This window comes from Burkholderia sp. BCC0398, assembly GCF_902833245.1.
GTDB classification, from domain to species: domain Bacteria; phylum Pseudomonadota; class Gammaproteobacteria; order Burkholderiales; family Burkholderiaceae; genus Burkholderia; species Burkholderia sola.
Genome location: NZ_CADFEM010000006.1, coordinates 132997 through 158748 on the forward strand (window position 1 = coordinate 132997; position 25752 = coordinate 158748).

Annotated in this window: 18 protein-coding genes and 2 tRNA genes; 8 read left to right on the forward strand and 12 right to left on the reverse strand. The window is 67.6% G+C overall.

The features are described 5' to 3' along the window. Window positions 1–39: 39 nt before the first annotated feature. Both HWX76_RS15025 and purL read right to left on the reverse strand, forming a co-directional pair. Complete coding sequence (locus HWX76_RS15025; protein ID WP_124630781.1) at window positions 40–588, reverse strand: N-acetyltransferase; 549 nt, start codon at window positions 586–588, stop codon at window positions 40–42. 5 nt (window positions 589–593) lie between these two features. Beyond that, window positions 594–4658, reverse strand: coding sequence for a phosphoribosylformylglycinamidine synthase (gene purL / locus HWX76_RS15030; protein WP_176016004.1), 4065 nt, complete (start codon window positions 4656–4658; stop codon window positions 594–596). A gap of 329 nt (window positions 4659–4987) precedes the next feature. Here purL and HWX76_RS15035 point away from each other — a divergent pair, with 329 nt between their 5' ends. The 3 genes from HWX76_RS15035 (at window position 4988) to pgi (ending at window position 9638) form a co-directional block, all read left to right on the forward strand. After that, on the forward strand, window positions 4988–6289 hold the full coding sequence (locus HWX76_RS15035) for an FAD-dependent oxidoreductase (protein WP_050013276.1): 1302 nt from the start codon (window positions 4988–4990) through the stop codon (window positions 6287–6289). A 52-nt stretch (window positions 6290–6341) separates the two neighbouring features. After that, window positions 6342–7904, forward strand: coding sequence for an NAD(P)H-hydrate dehydratase (locus tag HWX76_RS15040; RefSeq protein ID WP_176016005.1), 1563 nt, complete (start codon window positions 6342–6344; stop codon window positions 7902–7904). 111 nt (window positions 7905–8015) lie between these two features. Then, complete coding sequence (pgi, locus tag HWX76_RS15045) at window positions 8016–9638, forward strand: glucose-6-phosphate isomerase (protein WP_050013278.1); 1623 nt, start codon at window positions 8016–8018, stop codon at window positions 9636–9638. Window positions 9639–9706: 68 nt separating this feature from the next. Here pgi and HWX76_RS15050 read toward each other — a convergent pair whose 3' ends face one another. Continuing rightward, window positions 9707–10420: an ABC transporter ATP-binding protein gene (locus HWX76_RS15050; RefSeq protein ID WP_050013279.1), complete on the reverse strand. Its 714-nt coding sequence runs from the start codon at window positions 10418–10420 to the stop codon at window positions 9707–9709. Here HWX76_RS15050 and HWX76_RS15055 point away from each other — a divergent pair. Next, complete coding sequence (locus HWX76_RS15055) at window positions 10419–11087, forward strand: arylesterase (protein WP_050013280.1); 669 nt, start codon at window positions 10419–10421, stop codon at window positions 11085–11087. The genes HWX76_RS15050 and HWX76_RS15055 overlap by 2 nt on opposite strands. Before the next feature lie 72 nt (window positions 11088–11159). Here HWX76_RS15055 and HWX76_RS15060 read toward each other — a convergent pair whose 3' ends face one another. The 7 genes from HWX76_RS15060 to tig form a co-directional block, all read right to left on the reverse strand. After that, a complete protein-coding gene (locus HWX76_RS15060; protein WP_050013281.1) occupies window positions 11160–13097 on the reverse strand; it encodes a SurA N-terminal domain-containing protein in 1938 nt (645 codons plus the stop codon). Window positions 13098–13306: 209 nt separating this feature from the next. After that, window positions 13307–13383 (reverse strand) — tRNA-Asp (locus tag HWX76_RS15065). Between the two features lie 23 nt (window positions 13384–13406). Next, a tRNA-Val gene (locus HWX76_RS15070) sits at window positions 13407–13482 on the reverse strand. Between the two features lie 207 nt (window positions 13483–13689). After that, complete coding sequence (lon, locus tag HWX76_RS15075; RefSeq protein WP_050013282.1) at window positions 13690–16113, reverse strand: endopeptidase La; 2424 nt, start codon at window positions 16111–16113, stop codon at window positions 13690–13692. Window positions 16114–16310: 197 nt separating this feature from the next. After that, window positions 16311–17582: an ATP-dependent Clp protease ATP-binding subunit ClpX gene (gene clpX / locus HWX76_RS15080; RefSeq protein WP_006489345.1), complete on the reverse strand. Its 1272-nt coding sequence runs from the start codon at window positions 17580–17582 to the stop codon at window positions 16311–16313. A 164-nt stretch (window positions 17583–17746) separates the two neighbouring features. Continuing rightward, window positions 17747–18400 (reverse strand): ATP-dependent Clp endopeptidase proteolytic subunit ClpP, encoded by a 654-nt coding sequence (clpP, locus tag HWX76_RS15085; protein WP_006496351.1) that lies wholly within the window; start codon window positions 18398–18400, stop codon window positions 17747–17749. Window positions 18401–18540: 140 nt separating this feature from the next. Continuing rightward, on the reverse strand, window positions 18541–19887 hold the full coding sequence (gene tig, locus HWX76_RS15090) for a trigger factor (protein WP_050013283.1): 1347 nt from the start codon (window positions 19885–19887) through the stop codon (window positions 18541–18543). Between the two features lie 392 nt (window positions 19888–20279). Here tig and HWX76_RS15095 point away from each other — a divergent pair, with 392 nt between their 5' ends. Further along, on the forward strand, window positions 20280–21425 hold the full coding sequence (locus HWX76_RS15095; protein WP_089488549.1) for a glycerate kinase: 1146 nt from the start codon (window positions 20280–20282) through the stop codon (window positions 21423–21425). Window positions 21426–21487: 62 nt separating this feature from the next. Beyond that, window positions 21488–21937, forward strand: coding sequence for a MarR family transcriptional regulator (locus HWX76_RS15100; protein WP_050013285.1), 450 nt, complete (start codon window positions 21488–21490; stop codon window positions 21935–21937). Between the two features lie 198 nt (window positions 21938–22135). Here HWX76_RS15100 and HWX76_RS15105 read toward each other — a convergent pair whose 3' ends face one another. Beyond that, on the reverse strand, window positions 22136–23134 hold the full coding sequence (locus HWX76_RS15105; RefSeq protein WP_050013286.1) for a 2-dehydropantoate 2-reductase: 999 nt from the start codon (window positions 23132–23134) through the stop codon (window positions 22136–22138). Window positions 23135–23239: 105 nt separating this feature from the next. Then, entirely contained in the window at window positions 23240–24391 is a 1152-nt protein-coding gene (locus HWX76_RS15110) for a helix-turn-helix transcriptional regulator (RefSeq protein ID WP_050013287.1), read from the reverse strand. A gap of 132 nt (window positions 24392–24523) precedes the next feature. Between HWX76_RS15110 and HWX76_RS15115 the strand changes: the two genes are divergently transcribed. Next, entirely contained in the window at window positions 24524–24697 is a 174-nt protein-coding gene (locus tag HWX76_RS15115; RefSeq protein WP_235356189.1) for a hypothetical protein, read from the forward strand. Beyond that, on the forward strand, window positions 24694–25740 hold the full coding sequence (locus tag HWX76_RS15120; protein ID WP_124630789.1) for a porin: 1047 nt from the start codon (window positions 24694–24696) through the stop codon (window positions 25738–25740). The genes HWX76_RS15115 and HWX76_RS15120 overlap by 4 nt, the downstream gene beginning before the upstream one ends. Window positions 25741–25752 lie beyond the last annotated feature (12 nt).

Consider the following 25752-nt stretch of genomic DNA (forward strand, 5'->3'; position numbering starts at 1 on the left):
GGCTTTTCCACGCCAGGTGTCGCCCGCCCGCGGCATGCGCTACGCGGCGGGATGGAACACGTCGTGATAACGCACGTCGCCCGCCGGCAGCGGAGCCGATTCGTCGAACGACAGCGCGAGAAAATACTCGGCCGGCACGCCCGGAAACACGATGTCGCCGTGCGGTTCGAACCCGAAACGCGTGTAATACGCGGGCTCGCCGAGCACCACGCAGCCGCGCGCGCCGAGCCGACGCAACGCGTCGAGCCCCGTGCGCACGAGCCCGGCGCCGATGCTCTGCCGCTGGCAATCGGGCCGCACCGCGAGCGGCGCGAGCCCGTACCACTGCTGGCTGCCGGCCGGCTCGCCGCCGATCGCGACCGGCGAGAACGCGACGTGCCCGACGATACGTCCGTCGCACTCCGCGACGAGCGATACGCTCAGCGCACCGTCCGCACGCAGCGTGTCGACGATGCGCTGCTCGAACGCCCCGCCTTGCGGCTCGCCCGCGAACGCCGCGCGGATCACGCGGCCAATCGCGTCGGCCTCGCTCGCCCGCGCGTCACGCAGCGTGACGACCTCGACCGATGCGTTGGGGTCGAACATCATCCCGATCAGCCGATCCAGCGGCGCGCGTTGCGGAACACACGCAGCCACGGGCTCGCTTCACCCCAGCCTTCCGGGTGCCAGCTCATCGTGACCGTGCGATGCACGCGCTCCATGTGCGGCATCAGCACCGAGAAGCGGCCGTCGGCCGTCGTCACCGACGTGATGCCGGCCGGCGACCCGTTCGGGTTGAACGGATAGCGCTCGGTCGCTTCGCCGCGGTGGTCGACGTAACGCATCGCGACCGCGACGCGATCGATGTCGCCCTGCTGCGAGAAGTCCGCATAGCCTTCGCCGTGCGCGACCGCGACCGGAATCCGCGAGCCTTCCATCCCCGCGAAGAAGATCGACGGCGACTTCTCCACTTCGACGAACGAGAAGCGCGCCTCGAACTGCTCGGACTTGTTGCGCGTGAACTTCGGCCACGCTTCCGCCCCGGGGATCATCGACGCGATGCTCGACAGCATCTGGCAGCCGTTGCAGATACCGAGTGCGAACGTATCGGGACGCGCGAAGAACGCCGAGAACATGTCGGCGAGATTCGCGTTGAAGCGGATCGTCTTCGCCCAGCCCTCTCCCGCGCCCAGCACGTCGCCGTACGAGAAACCGCCGCATGCGACCGCCCCCGCGAAATCGGCCAGCGACGCGCGGCCCGCGAGCAGGTCGCTCATGTGCACGTCGTGCGCATCGAAGCCGGCGCGGTCGAACGCGTAAGCCGTTTCCAGATGCGAGTTCACGCCCTGCTCGCGCAGGATCGCGACGCGCGGCCGTGCGCCCGTCGCGATGAACGGCGCGGCGATGTCGTCGGCCGGGTCGAACGTCAGCACCGGCGAGATGCCCGGGTCGGCCGCGTCGAGCAGCGCGTCGTATTCGGCATCCGCGCACGCCGGGTTGTCGCGCAGGCGCGCGATGCGCCAGCTCACTTCGCTCCATGCGCGATGCAGTTCGGTACGCGGCGCGTCGAAGATCTTCTTCGCGTCGCGGTACACCTCGATCACGTCGCGATCGTTGACCGAGCCGATCACGTGCGAGCACGTCGACAAGCCGAACTCGCGCAGCGCGCCGAGCACCGCGTCGCGGTCGGACGCGCGCACCTGCACGACGGCGCCGAGCTCTTCGGAGAACAGCGCGCGCAGCGTGCGGTCGTCGCGCAGGCCGCTCGTCTGCTTCGCCCAGTCCTTCGCGTCGCCGTAGTCGGATTCGTGGTTCGGGTCGAGCGTCAGCATGTCGACGTTCAGCGACACGCCCGCATGGCCCGCGAACGCCATTTCGCATACCGTCGCCCACAGGCCGCCGTCCGAGCGGTCGTGGTACGCGAGCAGCTTGTCTTGCGCATTGAGCGACTGGATCGCGTTGAAGAAGCGCTTCAGGTCTTCCGTGTCGTCGACGTCCGGCGTCGTGTCGCCGACCTGCTGCGTGACCTGCGCGAAGATGCTGCCGCCCATGCGGTTCTTGCCGCGGCCGAGATCGATCGCGATCAGCACCGTGTCGCCCGCGTCGGCCACGCGGCGCAGTTGCGGCGTGAGATGACGGCGCACGTCCTCGACCGGCGCGAACGCCGAGATGATCAACGACACCGGCGACACGACTTCCTTCGCGACGCCCTGCTCATCCCACTTCGTCTTCATCGACAGCGAGTCCTTGCCGACCGGGATGCCGATCCCGAGCGCCGGGCACAGCTCCATGCCGATCGCCTTGACCGTGTCGAACAGCGCGGCGTCCTCGCCGGCCGTGCCGCACGCGGCCATCCAGTTCGCCGACAGCTTCAGCTTGTCGAGCGACGCGATCGGCGCGCTCGCGATGTTCGTGATCGCTTCGCCGACGGCCATGCGACCCGACGCCGGCGCGTCGATCACCGCGAGCGGCGTGCGCTCGGCCATCGTCATCGCCTCGCCCTTGAAACCGGCATAGTCGAGCGCGGTGATCGCGCAGTCGGCCACCGGCACCTGCCACGGGCCGACCATCTGGTCGCGCACCGACGTACCGCCGACCGAACGGTCGCCGATCGTAATCAGGAACGACTTGCTGCCGACCGTCGGGTGCTTCAGCACGTCGAGCGCGACGGCCGACAGCGCGATGCCCGTCACGTCGACCGGCGCACGCTCGGTCGTCACACGCGCGACGTCGCGGTGCATGCGCGGCGGCTTGCCGAGCAGCACTTCCATCGGCATGTCGACCGGGTATTCGTCCGCGCCCGTCGCTTCGTCGTCGACGAGCTTCAGCTCGCGTTCGTCGGTCGCGACACCGACTACCGCGAACGGGCAGCGCTCGCGCGCGCAGATCGCCTCGAAGCGCGGCAGGTCGGCCGGCGCGATCGCCAGCACGTAGCGCTCCTGCGCTTCGTTCGACCAGATTTCGCGCGGCGACAGGCCCGATTCCTCGAGCGCGACCTTGCGCAGTTCGAAGCGCGCGCCCTTGCCCGCGCCGTCGACGATTTCGGGGAACGCGTTCGACAGGCCGCCCGCACCGACGTCGTGGATGCTCAGGATCGGGTTTTCCGCGCCGAGCTGCCAGCAGCCGTTGATCACTTCCTGCGCGCGACGCTCGATTTCCGGGTTGCCGCGCTGCACCGAGTCGAAGTCGAGTTCGGCGGTGTTCGCGCCGGTCGCCATCGAGCTCGCGGCGCCGCCGCCCATGCCGATCCGCATGCCGGGGCCGCCGATCTGGATCAGCAGCGAGCCGGCCGGCACGTCGTGCTTGTGCGTGTGCTGATCCGCGATGTTGCCGAGGCCGCCCGCGATCATGATCGGCTTGTGATAGCCGTGCACCGTGCCGCCGACGTTCTGCTCGTACACGCGGAAGTAGCCGCCGAGGTTCGGGCGGCCGAATTCGTTGTTGAACGCGGCGCCGCCCAGCGGGCCATCGATCATGATCTGCAGCGGCGACGCGATGCGGTCCGGACGACCGTACGGGCCGTGCACTTCGTTCGGATTGCGCTCGGCGACCGGCTGCGCGGCGTCGCGCGCGTTTTCCCACGGCTGGCGCGCATCGGGCAGGTCGAGGTTCGACACGGTGAAGCCCGTGAGGCCGGCCTTCGGACGCGCGCCGCGGCCCGTCGCGCCTTCGTCGCGGATCTCGCCGCCCGCGCCGGTCGCCGCCCCCGGGAACGGCGAGATCGCCGTCGGATGGTTGTGCGTCTCGACCTTCATCAGCGTGTGCGTGAGTTCGGTGTGGCGGCCGTAGCGCTCGCCCGGCTCGCCGGCCGCACCGGCCTTGCGCGGGAACCAGCGCTCGGCTTCGGCGCCGACCATGATCGACGAGTTGTCCGAATACGCGACGATCGTGCCCTGCGGGCTCAGCTTCTCGGTGTTGCGGATCATCGCGAACAGCGACATGTCCTGCGCTTCGCCGTCGATCGTCCACTGCGCGTTGAAGATCTTGTGGCGGCAGTGTTCGCTGTTGGCCTGCGCGAACATCATCAGTTCGACGTCGGTCGGGTTGCGTTCGAGCTTGCGGAACGCGTCGACCAGATAGTCGATCTCGTCGTCGGCGAGCGCGAGGCCCAGCTCGACGTTCGCGCGCTCCAGCGCGCCGCGGCCGACGCCCAATACGTCGACGGTCGACAGCGGCTTGGCCGGCAGTTCGTCGAACAGGTGTTTCGCATCGTCGCGCGCCGCGACCACGCTTTCGGTCATCCGGTCATGCAGCGCGGCCGCGACGGCCGCGCGCGCGTCGTCTGACAGCGCCTTCTTGCCGCCGAGCAGGCCCGACTTCAGCGTGACCGTGAATTCGACGCCGCGCTCGATGCGGCGCACCTGCGTGAGGCCGCAGTGCTGCGCGATGTCGGTCGCCTTGCTCGCCCACGGCGAAACCGTGCCGAAGCGCGGCAGCACGATGAAGGTCTCGGTCGCGCCCTTCTCGCCCGCCGGCTGGAACGGCGCGCCGTAGTGCATCAGCGCATCGATGCGCGCGCTGTCGTCGGCCGACAGCGGCTCGGCCGCATTGACGAAGTGCAGGAACTGGCCGCGCACCGCGACGATGTTGGCGTCGATTTGCCTGAGCGTGTCGAGCAGACGGGTTTGACGGAAATCGGAGAGGGCCGAAGCGCCGGGAAAACACGAGAAGTGAGCCATGGGCTGGACTGACGTCGATGAGTCGCGCGGGGTGGCGACGTGGGGCGAAAGGAAGGCCGTAATTATACCCGGAAGTCGGCCGCCCAAGACCGGCCAATCGGTAGTCCGGCTGCACCGCCACGGTGCTGGTGCGGGCGGCACGCGCGGCTGTCCGCCGGATCGGCCTCTATCGGCCCGGGCGCCGGCCGCCGCCGCATGGCCGCACGGCCATGCTCGCCCGCCGCCGGCTCGCGCACTTTTGGCGCTATCATTCCGGGTTCACCGGGCCCGGGCCCTCAGCGAATTCTCACCGGGCGGCGTGCGTGCCGCCCGTCATCGAAGCAATCTCAATGGATGTCATCGTCATCGGCGGCGGAATCAGCGGCGTCGCCACCGCCTACCAGCTGCGCGCGGCCGGCCATCGCGTATGCGTGGTCGAACGCCACGCGACCGTCGCGCAAGGCGCGACCTACGGCGACGGCGGCGCGCTGCTGCCGAGCCCGCTCGACGTCTGGTTCGGCCCGACTTTCATGCACCAGCGCCAGGCGCGCGACAGCGGCATCGTCTACAAGCCGGGCTTCAACGGCGGCGTGCGCCGCTTCGTCAAGCAGCTCGGCACGCTGCGCGAGCCCGATGCATTCGCCGCGCAGTACGCACGGCTGCGCCCGCTGATCGACGTTTCGCGCGACGCGCTCGCCGATATCGAGGCGCGCCTCGAGCTCGAATTCGAGCAGAAGCCCGGCATCCTGCACATCGTGCGCGATCCGCGCGACTGGGACGCGCTGCAGCCCGCGCTCGACCTGCTGCGCACACTCGACCAGCCTTACCGCACGCTCACCGCCGACGAATGCGTGGCGCTCGAACCGTCGGTACCGGCCGAGCCCGGCTTTGCCGGCGGCGTGCTGCTCGAAACCGAGCGCACCGGCAACTGCCCGCTGTTCGCGAAACTGGTCAAGCAGACGCTCGACGAGCACGGCGTGCAGTTCCGCTTCGGCGCGGACGTCGCCGCGATCCGCGTCGACAACGGCCGCGTCGCGGTCGAGCTCGCCCCGCCGGGCAACCGGAGCGCGGCGCACGCGCGCGAGGTCGACGTGATGTCGGCCGACGCGATCGTGGTCGCCGCCGGCGCCGGCAGCCTTGCGCTGCTCGAACGGCTCGGCTGGCGCCTGCCGCTGCACCCGGTGCGCGTGCATACGCTCACCGCGCCGGTCGCGTACGAAGAACATGCGCCGCACCTGAGCGTCGTCGATTCGATCAAGCGGATCTCGATCACGCGCACCCACCAGCGGCTGCGCATCGGCGGGGCCGCCGTGCTGCAGAGCCTGGCGGATACCGCGAAGCCGCTCGCCGAGCCGCTGTCGGAGGCCGCGCTCGCGCTGCTCGGCCAGGCCGTCCACGACTGGGTGCCCGGCGCCGCGAAGATCTCGGCCGCGCTGTCGTGGCAAGGCATGCAACTGCTGTCGCCGGACGGCCTGCCCGTCGTGGGTCCGACCCCGCATCCGCGCGTGTTCGTCAATTTCGGCCATGGCCCGGCCGGCTGGGGCCTCGCGTGCGGGTCTGCTAAAGTGGTGACCGACTATCTGGGCGGCAACGTCCAGCACTGGCCCGCCGACACGCTCGCCGCGCTGAACGCCGGCCGCTTCACGACCTGACCGCCGCGGGCCGGCCCGTGGCGGCATCCTTGCCAGCCGCCACGATCCCGCGATGACCGTTACCCCCGCTCCCCCCGTTCGCCCCCCGTTCCCCGATTCCGATCCGATCGCGCTGCTGCGCGTCGCCGACCTGCGCGCGGCCGAAGCCGACGCCGCCGCCGCGCTGCCGCCGCACACGCTGATGGGCCGCGCCGGCGCGGCCGCCGCGCGCTGGCTGTCCGAGCGGGTCGCCGGCGACGATCGCCCCGTCTGGTTCGCGGTCGGCCCCGGCAACAACGGCGGCGACGCGCTGGTGGCCGCCGCGCAACTCCAGCAGCTCGGCGTCGCGACGCATGCGTGGATGCCGGTGCCGGTCAAGCCGGACGACGCGCAATGGGCGCTCGGTCTCGCACGCTCGGCCGGCGTGCCGCTGTCGGCCACCCCGCCCGCGTCGCTGGAGGGCTATGCGTGGGTCGTCGACGGGCTGTTCGGCATCGGTCTCGGCCGCGCGCTCGATGGCGCGTTCGCCGAGCAGGCAGCACGCATCGCCACCCATGCGCGCGGCGGCGGCCGCGTGCTCGCGCTCGACGTGCCCAGCGGGCTCGACAGCGACACGGGCCGCATCGTCGGCGCGGGCGTCGCCGTGGCGGCCACGCAGACGCTCACCTTCATCGGCGCGAAGCCCGGCCTCTACACGGGCGACGGCCGCGATCTCGCCGGCGAAATCCACGTCGCGTCGCTCGACGTCGCGCCGCCCGCCGCGCCGGCCATCGTGCTGAACGCGCCCGCGCGGTTCGCCGCGGCGCTGCCCGCGCGCGCGTTCGCGTCCCACAAGGGCACGTACGGCAGCCTCGCGGTGCTCGGCGGCGACACCGGCATGTGCGGCGCGCCGATCCTCGCCGCGCGCGCCGCTCTGTTCGCGGGCGCCGGCAAGGTGCACGTCGGCTTCCTCGGCGCGGGCGCGCCGCCGTACGACCCGCCGTTCCCCGAACTGATGCTGCATCCGGCCGACACGCTCGACCCCGGCGCGATGACCGCGATCGCGGCCGGTTGCGGGCTCGGCACGCGCGAAGCCGCGGCGACGCTCGTGCGCGACGTGCTCGCGCACGACACGGCGACGCTGCTCGATGCCGACGCGCTGAACCTCGTCGCGACGCACGCGGACCTCGCGACCGCCGTCGCCGCGCGTGGCGCACGCGGCAATCCGTGCGTGCTGACGCCGCATCCGCTCGAAGCCGCGCGCCTGCTCGGCGGCGACACGGCCGCCGTGCAGCGCGATCGCGTCGCGGCCGCGCAGGCGCTCGCCGCGCGTTACGCGGCCATCGTCGTGCTGAAAGGCTCGGGTACGGTGATTGCGGCGCCCGACGGCCGCGTGACGATCAACCCGACCGGCAACGCGGCGCTCGCCACCGGCGGCACCGGCGACGTGCTCGGCGGCCTGATCGGCGCGCTGCTCGCGCAGCGGGTCGCACCTTACGAAGCCGCGCTGGCCGGCGTCTACCTGCACGGCCTCGCGGCCTACACGCTGACCGCGACCGGCACCGGCCCGGCCGGGCTCACCGCCGGCGAGCTCGCGCCGATGGTGCGCACGCTGATCAATCGCCTTTTTTATCCGTCGCCGCGCGCCGACACGTAACGCCGCTATACTGACTGCCCCGCCGCACGGCGGGCCTTCTCGTCCGCCGGCTTTCCGATCACGATGAGCCGGCGCGGCATTCCTCCCGATTCACGCTTCACTCGAACCGCCATGACGCTGAAATCGCTCCCCGCCTGGACTGCCCTTCAATCCCACTTCGAACAGATCCGCCACGCGCGGCTGCGCGACTGGTTCGCGCCGGAAAACGATCGCGCGCCGACCCGCGCCGAACGCTTCACGATTCCGGGCGGCGGTCTCGCGGCCGATTTCTCGAAGAACCGCATCGACGACGAAACGCTGCGCCTGCTCGTGCAGCTCGCGCGCGACGCCGGCGTCGAAGCGCGCCGCGACGCGATGTTCGCGGGCGAGGTCGTCAACCCGACCGAAGGCCGCGCGGCGCTGCACACCGCACTGCGCGCGACCGATCCGCAGGCGCCGTTCCACGCGCAGGTGAGCGCCGAGCGCGCGAAGATGGCGACGTTCGCGCGCGCCGTGCGCAGCGGTACGTGGACGGGCTATACGGGCAAGCGCATCCGCCACGTGATCAACATCGGCATCGGCGGCTCCGATCTGGGCCCGAAGATGGTCGTGCATGCGCTGCACCACGTCGCGACGCGCGAGATCTCGACCCACTTCGTGTCGAACGTCGACGGCGCCGATCTCGCGCGCGTGCTCGAACAGGTCGATCCCGAGGAAACGCTCGCGATCATCGTGTCGAAGACGTTCACGACGCTCGAGACGATGACGAACGCACGCTCGCTGCGCGACTGGTTCGTCGCGCGCGGCTGCCCCGAAGACGCGCTCGCGAAGCACTTCGTCGGCGTGTCGGCGAACCCGGCCGAAGTCGTGAAGTTCGGCATCGCGGCGGACAACGTGTTCGAAATGTGGGACTGGGTCGGCGGCCGCTATTCGCTGTGGTCGGCGGTCGGCCTGTCGATCATGATCGCGGTCGGCCCCGAACAGTTCGACGAACTGCTGGCCGGCGCGAACGACATGGACCGCCACTTCCGCGAAGCGCCGCTCGAGCGCAATTTGCCGGTGCTGCTCGGCCTGATCGGCATCTGGTACCGGAATTTCTTCGGCTCGCAGAGCTATCTCGTCGCACCGTACTCGGAAGCGCTGCACTACCTGCCGTCGTACCTGCAGCAGCTCGAGATGGAAAGCAACGGCAAATCCGCGCGCCTGGACGGCGCCTTCGTCGACTACCCGACGTCGGCCGTCACGTGGGGCGAGCCGGGCACCAACGGCCAGCATGCGTTCTTCCAGATGCTGCACCAGGGGCCAACGATCGTGCCGATCGACTTCATCGCGGTGCTGACGCCCGAGCATCCGCTCGCGAGCCATCATCCGAAGCTGCTCGCGAACTGCTTCGCGCAGAGCGAGGCGCTGATGCTCGGCCGCACGCTGGAAGAAGCGCGCAAGATCGCCGGGCCGGGCAAGGAGGCGCTCGCGCCGCACCTGACGTTCCCCGGCAACCGCCCGACCACGACGCTGCTCGTCGATGCGTTGACGCCGCGCACGCTCGGCGCGCTGATCGCGCTTTACGAGCACAAGGTGCTCGTGCAGGCGACGGTGTGGGACATCAATCCGTTCGACCAGTGGGGCGTCGAGCTCGGCAAGATTCTGGGCAAGGTCGTCGAGGCCGATCTGTCGGCCGACTCGGTCGATCCGGCGAAGCACGACTCGTCGACCACCGCGCTGATCGAGCGCGCCCGCGCGGCGCTCAAGCGTTGAAGCACTGACGCGACGGCGTCATGCCCGTGCCGGCCGCGCGCTTCACGCCGCGCGGCCGGCACGAACATTCACGCGTTGCGCGATGCCGCGTGCGGCGCGACGATGCGCCCCGCGTCGATGGTGACCGTCGTCGCGCAGCGGCGCGCGAGTTCGGCATCGTGCGTGACGAGCACGAGCGTCGCGCCGTGCATGCGGTTCAGTTCGAACATCAGGTCGATGACCGCGTGGCCGGTGGCCGCGTCGAGGCTGCCGGTCGGCTCGTCGGCGAACAGGATCGCCGGCCGCGTGACGAACGCGCGTGCGAGCGCGACGCGCTGCTGTTCGCCGCCCGACAGCAGCTTCGGATAATGCGCGGTGCGTTCGCCGAGGCCGACCTGCACGAGCAGCGCCCGGGCGCGGTCGGCCGCATCGCGCGCGCTGATGCCGCCCTGCAGTTCGAGCGGCAGCATCACGTTCTCGAGCGCCGTCAGGTGCGGCATCAGCTGGAACGACTGGAACACGAAACCGACCGCGCCGTTACGCAATGCCGCGCGCTCGTCCTCGTCGAGCTGGTCGAGCACGCGGCCGAGCAGGCGAACCGTGCCGCTCGTCGCGCTGTCCAACCCTGCGAGCAAGCCGAGCAGCGTCGATTTGCCCGACCCCGACGCGCCGACGATCGCGAGGCTGCTGCCCGGCTGCACGGCGAGCGTGATGCCGTCGAGGATCGTCAGCTCGCCCGTTGCATCGGCAACCCGCTTGCACACGTCATGGACTTCGATGATCGGATCGGTAATCTTGAACATGGACACGACATTTCGCTGGAAAAGACGCGCGGCGACCGCCGCGCTGCTGGGCACCCTGCTGGCCGTCACCGTGCCCGTACGCGCTGCGACGGCGCCGGCATCGAGCCCGCCCGTGATCGTCGTGCTCGGCGACAGCCTGTCGGCCGAATACGGATTGCCGCGCGACACCGGCTGGGTGGCGTTGCTGCGGCAACGGCTCGCGACCGAGCGAATCGATTATAGCGTCGCGAACGCCAGCGTCAGCGGCGACACCACGAGCGGCGGCCGTGCGCGGCTGCCCGCGGTGCTGCAGCGGCTCAAGCCGTCGATCGTCGTCGTCGAACTCGGTTCGAACGATGCGCTGCGCGGCGTGCCGCTCGCGACGACCGAACAGAACCTGCGCGATATCATCGCCGGCGCGCGACGTGCGCAGGCAAAGGTCGTGCTGGTCGGCATGTACGTGCCGCCCAATTACGGCCCCGACTACACGCAGAAGTTCCATGCGCTCTATACGCGGCTGTCGAAGGATCTCGCCGTGCCGCTCGTGCCGTTCCTGTTGGCCGGCATCGAGAACAAGCCCGAGATGTTCCAGGCCGACCAGATGCACCCGGCACGGCAGGCCCAGGGCATCCTGCTCGACAACGTATGGCCGGCGCTGAAGCCGCTGCTCGGCAAGCCGCACGGCTGACCGCGGCTGCACCGGAAAACAAAAAGCCCCGCTTCGAGCGGGGCTTTTCGATGGTTGCGGGCGAAACGATGCTCAGTTGTCGCCGTCCTGCTGCTGGCTGGCCGTCGTGCTGCCGTACAGCTTCACCTTCGAGCGATCGCGCAGCGCGGCGAGGTACGCTTCGCCTTCGCTTTGCGCGTCGACCTGCGCCATCTGCTGCTGCGCGGCGGCCAGTTGCTGCGGATCGACCGCGGAACCGGGGATCACCGCGTTCACGCGGTAGATCGCATAGCCGTCCGCACCGAGGTCGACACCGACGTAAGCCGGCAGCGTCTTCGCATCGACCTTGTAGACGGCGCTCAGCGCAGCCGGCGTCAGGCCCTGCGACTGCGTGCGCGACACCTTCTGCGCGGCCGTAAAGCCGTCGGCCGACTTCGACTTCTGCAATTCGGCCAGCTTCGCCGCACCGTCCTTCTTCGCGAGTTCCGCGGCCTGCTCGGCGATGACCTTCTGGCGCACGACGTCCTTGATCGCGTCGAGCGCGGGCACCGCAGCCGGCTTGTGCTCGGTCACGCGCGCCGAGATCAGCGTGTTGTTGCCGACGTCGATCGCCTGCGTGTTGTTCTGGTTCTTCACCGCGTCGTTCGCGAACACGGCGGCCAGAAACTTCGGATTGTTCAGCGGGCTCGTCGGCGGCAACTGCGGATTCGGCGTCGGCGTGACGGTAGCCGTCTGGATCGTCAGCTTGTACTTGTCCGCGGCCGGCTGCAGCGTCTTCGCCTTTTCGTAGACGGTCGACGTGAAACCTTCCGCATTGTCCGAGAACGCCTTCGCTGCGTACTGCTGCTTCAGGTCGATCGCGATCTGGTCTTTCACTTCCGCGAACGGCTTGACGACGGCCGGCTTCACTTCGGTCGCCTTCAGGATGTGGAAACCGAGATCCGACTGCACGAGACCGCTCACGTCGCCCTGCTTGAGCGAGAACGCGGCATCGTCGAACGCCTTGCCGCCCGCGGTCGAACCGCGCGTGATGAAGCCGAGGTCGCCGCCCTTCGCCGCCGACGGCGCGTCCTGCGAGTTCTTCTGCGCGATCTGCGCAAATTGATCGGGATGCGCTTTCACGTCGGCGAGCAGTTGCTCGGCCTTCGCTTTCGCGGCTGCCTTGTCGGCCGCGCTGGCGCTGCCCGGCGCGGCGATGAAGATGTGGCTCACGCGCACCTGCGCTTCGGTACGGAAGTGCGTCGGGTTGTCGTCGTAGAACTTCTTGATGTCCGCTTCGGTCGGCTGCGCGCTCGCGGCCGCCGCGGCCGGCGAATAGACGAGGTACTGGATCGTCGCGGTTTCCGGCGTCGCGAAGCTCTGCTTGTGCGCGTCGTAGTACGCGGTGAGCTGCGCGTCGGTCGGCTGGACCTTCGCTGCGAAGTCGCTCGTCTTCAGCACGAGCGCCTGCACTTCACGCTGCTGCGCGGCGAGTTCGGACAGGCGTTGCGCGAGGCTCTTCGGCGTGAACGCGCTCGACACGATGCTGGCCGGAATCTGTTGCAGCGACAGGCTGTAACGCACGCGCTCCTGATACTGCTCGGGCGTCATCCCCTGGAATGACAGCAGTTGCGCATAGCGTTCGACGTCGATCGTGCCGTCGGGCTTCTTCAGCGACGCGATCATCGGGTCGCTCATCAGCGCGTCGCGCACCGCGTTGTCGGACGCGGTCAGGTGCAGACGCTGCGTCTCGTCGGCCAGCACGCGTTGCTGGATCAGGCCGTCGAGCACCTGCTTGCGATGCTCGGGCGTGTCGAACATCTTGATGTCGAACTGCCCACCGAGCGCCTGGCGCGCCTGGTCGATCTGCTGGCGGAACGCGCCGTCGAATTCGACCCGCGTGATCTTGTGCCCGTTGACCGCCGCGACGTTCGCACTGTCGTCGAAGAAGCCGCGGAAGCCTTGGATCCCGACGAAACCCAGCCCCGGCAACACGATCAGGAGCAGGAGCGCCATCATCAGGCGCTGGTGATTACGGAAGAAATCGAGCATGCGTGACGGAAAAATTGGACAAAACGACCGATATTACAACATACGGGGTGGGACGGGAAAAAAGCAGGCAAATGCTGTGCGCGAACGGAACCGGAATCCGGAAGCCTCACAGGCGACTTTTCGCCACTCCGCAGTCACGCGCTCGCAAGCGGGCGCAAACCGAACGCACAAACAACAATGCCCGCACAAGGCGGGCATTGTTGTTTGTTTGGCGGAGCGGACGGGACTCGAACCCGCGACCCCCGGCGTGACAGGCCGGTATTCTAACCGACTGAACTACCGCTCCTTGGTCTGGCTGAATCGTGAAACTGGTGGGTGCTGAGGGGTTCGAACCCCCGACCTACGCCTTGTAAGGGCGCCGCTCTACCAGCTGAGCTAAGCACCCGTTTCCGATTCGTTCTGACTGCGATCTGCGTTTGCGCATCAACAATCAGCGAGCCCGCAAGTTTAATTCATCCCCGATCATTTTGCCAAGCCTGGCGCGCGAATTTTTTACGAACGCGCTCGCATGATTCCGATGCGCGTAAAAAAACCCGCGGACACCGCCGCGGGTTTTCGGGAACGACCGTCGGCAACGACGGTGTTCAGCGCCTCAGTGCTTGACGACTTCCGTCGAGCCGGCATCCTTCGCCGCCTCGCCGACCGGCGCCGCAGCCTTCGCCTCTTCTTCCGGCGGCAGCGGCGTCGGCGAACGCTCGAGCGCGAGCTCCAGCACCTTGTCGATCCAGCGAACCGGCACAATCTCGATCGCGTTCTTCACGTTGTCCGGAATGTCCGCGAGATCCTTCACGTTCTCTTCCGGGATCAGCACGAGCTTGATGCCGCCGCGATGCGCCGCCAGCAACTTTTCCTTCAGCCCGCCGATCGGCAGCACTTCGCCACGCAACGTGATTTCGCCCGTCATCGCGACGTCGGCCCGCACGGGAATACCCGTCAGCACCGACACCAGCGCGGTCGTCATCGCACCGCCAGCGGACGGACCGTCCTTCGGCGTCGCGCCTTCCGGCACGTGGATGTGGATGTCCTGCTTCTCGAACGCTTCGTCCTTGATACCGAGACGACGCGAACGCGAGCGCACGACCGAACGCGCAGCCTCGACCGACTCCTTCATCACGTCGCCGAGCGAGCCCGTACGAATCACGTTGCCCTTGCCCGGCATCACCGCGGCTTCGATCGTCAGCAGATCGCCGCCGACTTCCGTCCACGCGAGCCCCGTCACCTGACCGACCTGGTTTTCCTTCGCCGCGAGGCCGAAGTCGTACTTGCGCACGCCGAGAAACGTATCCAGATTCTCGCCATCGACCTTGATCGCGCCCGACGCCTTCTTCAGCAGCAGCATCTTCACGACCTTGCGGCAGATCTTCGACACTTCCCGCTCGAGCGAACGCACACCGGCTTCGCGCGTGTAGTAGCGGATGATGTCGCGAATCGCCTGCTCGGTGACCTCGATCTCGCCTTCCTTCAGCCCGTTGTTCTTTTTCTGCTTCGGCAGCAGGTAACGCTGCGCGATGCTGACCTTCTCGTCTTCCGTGTAGCCCGACAGACGGATCACTTCCATCCGGTCGAGCAGCGGCGGCGGGATGTTCAGCGAGTTCGACGTCGCGACGAACATCACGTCCGAAAGATCGAAGTCGACTTCGATGTAGTGGTCGGCGAACGTGTGGTTCTGTTCCGGATCGAGCACTTCAAGCAGCGCCGACGACGGATCGCCGCGGAAATCCATGCCCATCTTGTCGACTTCGTCGAGCAGGAAGAGCGGATTGCGCACGCCGACCTTCGCGAGGCTTTGCAGGATCTTGCCCGGCATCGAACCGATGTACGTACGGCGGTGGCCGCGGATCTCGGCTTCGTCACGCACGCCGCCGAGCGCCATCCGGACGAACTTGCGGTTCGTCGCGCGAGCGATCGACTGGCCGAGCGAGGTCTTGCCGACGCCCGGGGGCCCGACGAGGCACAGGATCGGCGCCTTGACCTTGTCCACGCGCTGTTGCACCGCGAGATACTCGAGGATCCGTTCCTTGACCTTCTCGAGGCCGAAGTGATCCTCGTCGAGCACCTGCTCGGCGTTCGACAGGTCGTTGTTGACCTTGCTCTTCTTGCGCCACGGCAGGCCGATCAGCGTGTCGATGTAGTTGCGCACGACGGTCGCTTCCGCCGACATCGGCGACATCAGCTTCAGCTTCTTCAGCTCGGCGTCAGCCTTCTTCTTGGCTTCCTTCGGCATGCGCGCGGCGTTGATGCGCTTCTCGAGCTCCTCGAGATCCGCACCTTCCTCGCCCTCGCCCAGTTCCTTCTGGATCGCCTTGACCTGTTCGTTCAGGTAGTACTCGCGCTGGCTCTTTTCCATCTGGCGCTTCACGCGCCCGCGGATGCGCTTTTCGACCTGCAGGATGTCGATCTCGGCTTCGAGCTGCGCGAGCAGATGCTCGAGGCGCTCGATGACCGGGAACATCTCGAGGATGTGCTGCTTCTGGTCGAGCTTCAGCGGCAGGCGCTCGGCGATCATGTCGGCGAGACGGCCGGCTTCGTCGATGCCCGACAGCGACGTGAGAATCTCCGGCGGGATCTTCTTGTTCAGCTTCACGTACTGGTCGAACTGCGACACGATCGCGCGACGCAGCGCTTCCGTCTCGGCGCTATCGGCATGATCGGGCTCGAGCGGCATCACTTCGCAGGAGAACTGCGTCTCCTGTTCTTCGATGGACAACGCCTTCGCGCGCTGCAGGCCCTCGACGAGCACCTTCACGGTGCCGTCCGGCAGCTTCAGCATCTGCAGAATGTTGGCGATACAACCGACCTCGTACATGTCCTTTTCGGTCGGTTCGTCCTTGGCCGCGGTTTTCTGGGCGACGAGCATGATGTGCTTGCCGCCTTCCATCGCTGCTTCGAGGGCCTTGATCGATTTCGGCCGGCCCACGAAGAGCGGAATGACCATGTGCGGGAAAACGACGACGTCCCGCAGCGGCAGCAGCGGGAGCGTGATGCGTTCCGGCGGGAGAAGTTGGGTGCCTGACATTTCATTTCCCCATGAGTGGAATCAATTGTTCGGTAATTGAGGCCGCCACAACGAATTGCAAGCCTTCAAGTGCGGGAAATATTCGGTAAGAAAGTAACCACCGCGTGTCGAGTCAGAGTTACCCACAAGATAAACGAAAAAAAGCCGCCCACGGACTCATGAACGGCCTTTTTCGCTGAACATCGTCGGCAAGCCGGTCAGTTCGAACCCGCCACCTTCGGCGTGTCCTCGTAGATCAGCAAGGGCTTGCCGTCCCCATCGATGACATTCTCGTCGATGATGACCTTGCTGACCCCTTTCATCGTCGGCAGCTCGTACATCACGTCGAGCAACGCCTGTTCGATGATCGAACGCAAACCGCGCGCGCCGGTCTTGCGGCGGATCGCCTTGCGGGCGACCGCCTGCAACGCGCCCGGCCGGATTTCCAGCTCGACGCGCTCCATTGCGAACAGCTTGTGATACTGCTTGACGAGCGCATTCTTCGGCTCGACCAGGATCTTCATCAGCGCGGCTTCGTCGAGCTTGCCGAGCGTCGCGACCACCGGCAGGCGGCCGATCAATTCGGGGATCAGACCGAATTTGATCAGGTCTTCCGGTTCCGTTTCGCGCAGCACCTCGCCCGCGTCGCGTTCCTGCTTGCTCTTGACCGTCGCGCCGAAGCCGATACCGGTTTTCTCGGTCCGATCGGTGATCACCTTTTCGAGACCGTCGAACGCGCCGCCGCAAATGAACAGGATGTTGGTCGTGTCGACCTGGATGAAATCCTGGTTCGGGTGCTTGCGGCCGCCCTGCGGCGGCACCGACGCCATCGTGCCCTCGACGAGCTTCAGCAGCGCCTGCTGGACGCCCTCGCCCGACACGTCGCGCGTGATCGACGGGTTGTCCGATTTGCGGCTGATCTTGTCGATTTCGTCGATGTAGACGATCCCGCGCTGGGCCTTGTCGACCTCGTAGTTGCAGTTCTGCAACAGCTTCTGGATGATGTTCTCGACGTCCTCGCCGACGTAGCCGGCTTCGGTCAGCGTCGTCGCGTCGGCGATCACGAATGGCACGTTGAGCAACCGCGCGAGCGTCTGCGCGAGCAGCGTCTTGCCGGAGCCCGTCGGGCCGATCAGCAGGATGTTGCTCTTCGACAACTCGACGTCGTCCTTCTTGTCGAGATGCTTCAGGCGCTTGTAGTGGTTGTACACGGCCACCGCGAGGATCTTCTTCGCGCGCTCCTGGCCGATCACGTACTGATCGAGGATGTCGCGAATTTCCTGCGGGCTCGGCAGATCGGACCGGGACAGGCTGGCCTCGACGCCGGCGGCAGCCGCCTCGTCGCGAATGATTTCGTTGCAGAGGTCGATACATTCATCGCAGATGAACACCGACGGGCCCGCGATGAGTTTTTTCACCTCATGCTGGCTTTTCCCGCAAAACGAGCAATACAACAGCTTCTCGCTGTTCGAACCTTTTTTGTCCGCCATGAATGTAGAGCCTCCGGACAGGTAAATGACATGATACGCCGATTGCTCCGGACGCCGCGCCTAGGGCGCGACCGGAGCCGGCTGGATGCGCTTGCCGCAGATGCTCAGGGCACTCGGGACGTTTGAGGGCGCCGGCCCGAATCGGGGCGGCACCCCGTTTAAGCTCACGGGCGCTTCAGCAGCACCTGATCGATCAGCCCGTACGCCTTCGCGTCCTCGCTCGACATGAAGTTATCACGGTCGGTGTCGCGCGCGATGCGCTCGACGTCCTGGCCCGTGTGCTGCGCGAGCAGGTTGTTCAACCGTTCCTTCAGGTACAGGATCTCGCGTGCCTGGATCTCGATGTCGGATGCCTGGCCGCGCGCGCCGCCGAGCGGCTGGTGAATCATCACGCGCGAGTTCGGCAGAGCAAAGCGCTTGCCCTTCGCGCCCGACGCGAGCAGGAACGCACCCATGCTGGCCGCGAGGCCCATGCACAGGGTCGACACGTCCGGCTTGATGAACTGCATCGTGTCGTAGATCGCCATCCCGGCCGACACCGAGCCGCCCGGGCTGTTGATGTAGAGGCTGATGTCCTTGTCGGGATTCTCGCTCTCGAGGAACAGCAATTGCGCGACCACGAGGTTGGCGGTCTGGTCGTTCACTTCGCCGACCATGAACACCAGGCGCTCCTTCAGGAGACGCGAATAGATATCGTACGAACGCTCGCCGCGGCCGCTCGTTTCGACGACGATCGGCACCAGCCCCAGCGCTTGCGCCTCGAAACCCTGCGGCGCGTTCGAAGCAAGCATGTCCAGCAATTCAGCGCGAGTGATCATTCAATGAACCTTGTTCGAATGGAAAATTGAACGGAAGGAAGCCGCCCGCCCAATCGCCATATTAATGGCAACCGTGCGCTTGACGTAAAAACGGCGTGCGGGCCGTCGCTCCGACAGCCGGCACGCCGCTAGAGCAACACTTACGCTTGCGCCGATGCGCTCGCGAGTGCCTCGAAGCTCACTTCCTTGTCCGTCACCTTTGCCTTGCCCAGCACGAAATCGACGACGTTGCTTTCAACGACGAACGCTTCCATCTCGGCGAGGCGCTGCTGGTTGGAATAATACCAGCGGACCACTTCCTTCGGGTCTTCGTAGCTCTTCGCGAACTCGTCGACTTCCGCGCGGATCTGTTCCGGCTTCGCTTCGAGGCCGTTCGCCTTCACCAGCTCGGCCAGCACGAGGCCCAGCTTCACGCGGCGCTCGGCCTGCTCGACGAACATTTCGGCCGGGATCGGCGCGTCCTTCGCGTTCGGCACGCCGCGCTGCGCCAGATCCTGGCGAGCCATTTCGACGAGACGTTGCTGGTCCTGCTCGATCAGCGCCTTCGGCACGTCGAGTTCGGAAATCTTCAGCAGCGCGTCCATCACCTGGTTCTTGACGATCGACTGCGTGCGACGCTTCGCTTCGCGCTCGAGGTTTTCCTTGATCTCGGCGCGCATCTTCGTGAGGTCGCCGTCTTCGATACCGAGCGACTTCGCGAATTCCGCGTCGATTTCCGGCAGGTGCGGCCATTCGATCTTCTTCATCGTGACCGTGAACTGCGCCGTTTTGCCGGCGACGTCCTTGCCGTGGTAGTCGTCCGGGAACTTGAGGTCGAACGTACGCTGTTCGCCGACCTTCAGGCCGAGCGCCGCCGTTTCGAATTCCGGCAGCATGCGGCCTTCGCCGAGCACGAACGGGAAATCTTCGGCCGTGCCGCCCGGGAACGCGACGTCGTCGATCTTGCCGACGAAGTCGACCGTCACGCGGTCGCCGTTCTTCGCTGCGGTGTCGTCGCCGCCGTCGCCGTGCTCGCCGGCTTCGCCGCGTGCGTGGTAGTGCACGCGCTGCTTGCGCAGGATGTCCAGCGTGCGGTCGATTTCGGCGTCGCCGATCGACGTGGTCGAGCGCTCGACTTCAGCCGTCGCCAGATCGCCGATCTTCACTTCCGGGTAGACCTCGAACGTCGCGTCGAACGCGTAGGCATTCTCAGCCTGCTCCTGCTTCGGCTCGAAGCTCGGCTGGCCGGCGACGCGCAGGTTTTCCGCGCGGCTGATCGTGAAGAATTCCTGGCCGATCTTGTCGCTCAGCACTTCGGCTTCGACCTGACCCGCGTATTGCTGGGCGACCATCTTCACCGGCACCTTGCCCGGGCGGAAACCCGGCATGCGCACGGTCTTCGCGAGTTTCTGGATGCGGGCGTCGATTTCCTTCTGCACGGTGTCTTTCGGCAAAGAAATCGTCACACGGCGTTCAAGCTTGCCGAGGTTCTCAACAACGTTAGCCATGGCTTCAATCGTCCTAAAATTATTCGAGCGAATCGGGTTTTCCTTGCCGTGCCTGCCTGCAGCATGCGGTGCGTCGCACTCGCACGCCGCGCCGGAGCGCCACGCCATCCCTGCACGCGCCGGATGGCTAGCGCAAGCGGCTCGGAGCACGGCTTTGGCCGGAAGAATCGAGTATTCTAGCAAACAATTTTCCTCATACGGCCAGATCGGTGCGACACGCGTGCGTCCCGCGCCGTCGACGGCCCGTTACACGGCCCATGCACGCGGATCGCGGCTATGCCGAACGGCGTATCCACCGCGCGCGCGCCATCCTGTAAGCTCCGATAGCGTGTGAGCCACTCTCGTGGCCCGACCGCTCATTCTTCACACCAATAACGCCTTCCGGAGACACCATGCCGCACCACCCGTCCGCGCCTGTCGTCGTCATCGCGCCCGATTCGTTCAAAGGCTCGCTTTCCGCCGAGCAGGTCGCGGACGCGATCGCCACCGGCATCCGCCGCGCGCGGCCCGACGCGGTCGTGCGCTGCTGCCCGATGGCCGATGGCGGCGAAGGCACGCTCAACGCGATGCTGGCAGGCGGCGGCACGCGGCGCACGCTGCGCGTGGCCGGTGCGTCGCTGGCGGCGCGCGATGCGGCGGTCGGCGTGATCGATGCGCGCACCGCGATCGTCGAGACGGCCGAGATCGTCGGGATCACCGACGCGGTCGGCATGAGCGTGCCGGTCGACGCGCGCAGCACGCGCGGGATGGGCGACGCAATCCGCACGCTGCTCGACGACGGCGTGCGCCGCTTCTTCGTCGCGCTCGGCGGCAGCAGCACCAACGACGCGGGCGCCGGGTTGCTCGCGGGCCTCGGCCTGCAATGCTTCGACGCCGGCGGCCAGTCGGTCGAGCCGGTGCCGTCGCGGCTCGCCGACATCGCGCACATCGACGCGTCGGGGCTCGATCCGCGCCTGAAGGAAACGGAATTCGTCGGCATGTCCGACGTCGACAACCCGCTGACGGGCGCGCATGGCGCGACCGCCGTATTCGGTCCGCAAAAGGGCGTGACGGCCGCCCAGGTCGCGATCCTCGATGCGGCCCTCGCCCGCTTCGCCGACCTGCTCGAAGCCGCGCTCGACCGCCGCGGCCGCGATCTGCCGGGTGCGGGCGCCGCGGGCGGCCTCGGTTTCGCGCTGCACATGCTCGGCGCACGCTTCGAGCCCGGCGCCGAAGTGGTCGCGCGCCAGGTCGGGCTCGACGCCGCACTGGCCGGCGCCGACTGGCTGATCACCGGCGAAGGCCGCTCCGACGTGCAGACGCTGCACGGCAAGGCGCCGTTCATCGCTTGCCGGCACGCGCGGGCTGCCGGCGTAAGCGCGTCGCTGCTGTCGGGCGCGGTCGACCCGGCCGCGCTGCCGCGCCTGTCCGAGCATTTCTCCGGCTGCTTTTCGCCGGCGCCCGGGCCGATCACGCTCGACGTCGCGATCCGCGACGCGGCCAATCTGCTCGCGAACGAAGCGGAACAGTTGACACGCCTGAAGTACGGTGCACACTGACCGTTGACCCGAGCGCGCGATACAGGAACAATCGGGCCCGCCCTTTTTCTTCAGGATTCGACATGAAAGGCCGTCAAGCCGGGCTCGATCAGTTTCTGACCTATCGCCTCCATGCGCTCACGAAGCGCTCCGACCGCGGGATCGGCGAGGTGTACCGGCACAAGCTCGACATCTCGCTGCCCGAGGCGCGCGTGATCGCCGCCGTCGGCGCATTCGGCCCGTTCTCGATCATGGATCTCGCGCGCCACACCAATCTCGACAAGAGCCAGGCGAGCCGCGCGGCGGAAGCGCTGCTGCGCCAGGGGCTGCTCGAGCGCAGCGCGAGCGACGAAGACGGCCGGATCGTGCTGATCGCGCTGACCACCGACGGTCGCGCGCTGCATCGCAAGATCATGCCGATCGTGCGCAAATGGAACGACGGCTTGCTCGCATGCCTGTCCGACAGCGAACGTCAGACGTTCGAGCGGCTGCTCGACAAGGTCGTCACGCACGCGATCGAACGCGACGACTGAGCCGCGTGGCGGGCCGCCATCGCCGGATTGGCGAGCGCTGGCGGCAGGTTTGATCCGACGAATCAGACAGGCCGCCCGGGTCGCGTCACGTGCGATCCGGGCGGCCCGTTTTGCGTCATGCGGCAGGCATCGCACGAAGCGCGCGTGGTCGCGTTGACGGCGTTGCCGGCGGCCGCGAATTCAGCCGCCCCGTGCGCACTACAACCCGCTGTTCGCCGCGCGCTGGCGCAACAACCCGAGCACCGCGTCGCAGTACGGGGTCGGCACGCCAAGCTTGCGGCCGAGCTCCGGAAACACGCCGAGGATCGGCCCGATCTCCAGCGAGCGCCCCGCCTCGAAATCCTGCAGCATCGACGTCTTGAATGCGCCGAGCTTGCGCGTAACCGCGATCCGCTCGGGGCCGCTCATCCCGGTGGACAGGCCGAGCCTCGCGCCGATCGCGGCTGCCTCCTCCATCATCCGCAGCGCGAGATCCTGCGTGAACGGATCGTCGAGCAACTGCTCGGCCGTCGACCCGGTCAGCGCGCTCAGCGGATTCATGTTCATGTTGCCCCACAGCTTCGCCCAGATCTCGGTCCGGATCGCGCGCGTCGATTCGACGTCGAAACCGCCGGCCGAGAGCGCGTCGGCGAACCGCGCGGTGGGCATGTCGAGCCGCGGATCGGGCGTGCCGACGATCAGCCGGTTGCCGCGCCCGCGACGCACGACACCCGGCGCATCGGTACTCGACGACAGGTGCACGACGCAGCCGATCGCCTGTGCAGGCGGCAACGCGGCCGACACCGCGCCGGCGGGGTCGACCGCATCGAGCGGCACGCCGTCGATTGCCCCTTCGAGCCCGTGCGTGAACCACCACGGCAGCCCGTTCATCGCCGCGACGATCACGGTGTCCGGCCCGACCAGCGGCGCGATGCGCGCGGCCAGCGCCGGCAGCGCCTGTGCCTTCAGCGCGATCACCACGTAGTCCTGCACGCCGAGCGCGGCCGCATCGTCGCTGGCGCGCACCGGCACCGACGAGATTGCGCCCGCCTCGTCGATCACGCGCACGCCGTGCGTATTCAGTGCATCGAGCGTCGCGCCGCGTGCGTACGCGCTCACGGTCATGCCGGCTCTCGACAACGCGGCCGCGAGCAATCCGCCGATCGCGCCGACGCCGACCACCGCCGTGCGCACCGACCCCGAATTCGTGTCCTTCATGATGGCATTCCGTCTCCTGGGAGCTGACGAGCATAACGCTCAATGGTTGCGTGCACAACCATTCTGGCAACGCAGTGCGCGCCGCCCGGCACACGTTCGTGCGCTTCAGCGCGGCACGCCGCCGGCTTCCACAGCTTCATCGTCGGTCGCGCCGCCGGTCGCGCCGAGCATGCCGGCGATCTGGCTCTTGTCGTGCATGCCGAGCTTGCGGTACGCGCAGCGCAGGTAGTGGCGCACGGTGGTCGGCGAGATCGCCATCTGCTGCGCGACTTCCTTGTGCGAACGCCCGGCGCCGTAATAGCGGATCGCCGCGAGTTCGCGCGGGCTCAGCCGGTCGAGCAGCGAGCGCGGCCGCGCGTCGATCTGGAACAGCCCCGCGACGGGCACGCACTGGATGCGCAGCGCGTCGCCGACGAACGGCCGGCCCGAGTGGCGCCGCAGGTACGCGACGAGCGGCTCCGGCACGCGCGCGCCGGCCCAGTCCGGCCATTCCGTGCGCAGCACGTCGTCGAAACCGTGATCGGCGTGGTGCAGCACCCCGAAGTTGTCGCACAGCGCACGCGCGGCTGGCGCGACCGTGTCGGCGCGCTCGCGTTCGCGCGTGAGCTGCGCGGCGCGATTGATCGTCAATGCGGCCGCGAGATGCGGAATGACCTCCTCGAAACGACGCGCGTCGTCGTCGCCGAACGGCCGGTTCAGGCCCTGACGGTAGATCGACACGAACGTCGTCAGGCCGAAGCGGCGATCGAGCGTACACACGAACATCAATTGCGCAAGCCCGTATTTCACGCACCAGTCGCGAAACCGCGCATCGAGCCCCGGCTCGACAACCGACAGCCGCACCGCGCGGCCGTGTGCGCCGTGCAACGTGCGGTGCGCGAGCGGATCGCAATCGCGCACGCGCTTCCAGTCGCTGAAGAACGCGTGCGGCAACCGGTACAAAAAGCTGTTGTGCATCACCGGGCCGGTCGGCAGATGGGTCGCGACGCCCGTCCACGCGGCATCGAACGGCATGAGCGCCTGCAGCAGCGAAAAGAACCGGTACTCGAATTCGCCGATGGCGGACTGCGCGGCCACCGCGTACAGGTCGAGCAGCATCAGGCCGAGTGCGCGCTGCGCTGCGTCGCCACGCGTGACGCCGTCGAAATCGGCGCGACGGGACGGCCGCGGCGGCCACGCGAATTCGTCGAGCACGATGGCGGCCGGCACGTCGCGCAGCGCGTCGAGATCCTGCCCGATATCCGTCGTGATCCTCACCTTCCGCTCCCCTGCCCGGTCGGGCTGCTGATGTGCGCAACGACACCGGCCGATTATAGCGAGCGGCTTTTTTGGCGGGCCGGGGCGCCGGAACGCTCGCCAGCCCCATCCATTTGAACGGTGCGCCGCCGGTTGCTGCTGCGCAGCAACGCGCGCGGCGGCATCGCGGGGCCTTTGCGCCGTGCGTCGCGGGTTTTCCGCACCGTTCATCTGGACGACTGTTCGGCCGTTTTCCCGCTGCGGACACTGCGTCGCGACAACACCAACGACAAACCGATGCAGGACGGTATGGAGAACCCGACGTGACGACACCCCGCTTCATCCGCACGGCCGCGGCCGCCGCGGCGCTTGCCGCATGCGGCGCCGCCGCGCACGCGCAGTCCGCCCTCACGCTGTACGGCGCGCTCGACGCCGGCGTGCAATATCTGACGCACGCCGACGGGCATCGTTCGGCCGTGCGGTTGCAGAACTACGGCATCCTGCCTTCGCAGTTCGGGATCAAGGGCCACGAGGATCTCGGCGGCGGGTGGCGGGCGCTGTTCAAGCTCGAACAGGGCCTCAACCTCAATGACGGCACCGCGACCGTGCCCGGCTACGCGTTCTTCCGCGGCGCATATGTGGGGATCGCCGGGCCGGTCGGCACCGTCACGCTCGGCCGCCAGTTCAGCGTGCTGTTCGACAAGACGCTGTTCTACGACCCGCTCTGGTATGCGTCGTACAGCGGTCAGGGCGTGCTCGTGCCGATGAGCGCGAACTTCATCGACCACTCGGTCAAATACCAGTCGCCGTCGTTCGCCGGCTTCGACGTCGAGGCGCTCGTCGCGACCTCGGGCGTCGCCGGCAATACGCGCGCCGGACGCGTGCTCGAGCTCGGCGGCCAGTACACGAGCAACGGCCTGTCGGTCAGCGCGGTGCTGCATCAGGCGCACGGCGACGTATCGGCGGCGGCCGACGCGTCTGCGCGGCGTCGCGAACTCGGCACGCTCGCCGCGCGTTATGCATTCGCGACGCTGCCGCTCAGCGTGTATGCGGGCGTCGAGCGCCTGACCGGCGACCTCGACGCGGCCCGCACGATCGTCTGGGGTGGCGCGCGCTACCTGACATCGAACGGAATCGGCCTGAACGCGGGCGTCTACCACACCGATTCACGCACGCCGGCGATCGGCCATCCGACGCTGTTCATCGCGAGCACCACGTACGCGCTGTCCAAACGCACCGTCGCGTACCTGAACCTCGGCTATGCGCGCAACAGCGGCCAGAGTTCGCAGACCGTCTACGAATACGACCCGACGCCGCTCGCCGGCGCGTCGCAGTTCGGCGCGATGGTCGGCATGTACCACCTGTTCTGATTCCGTCAACGA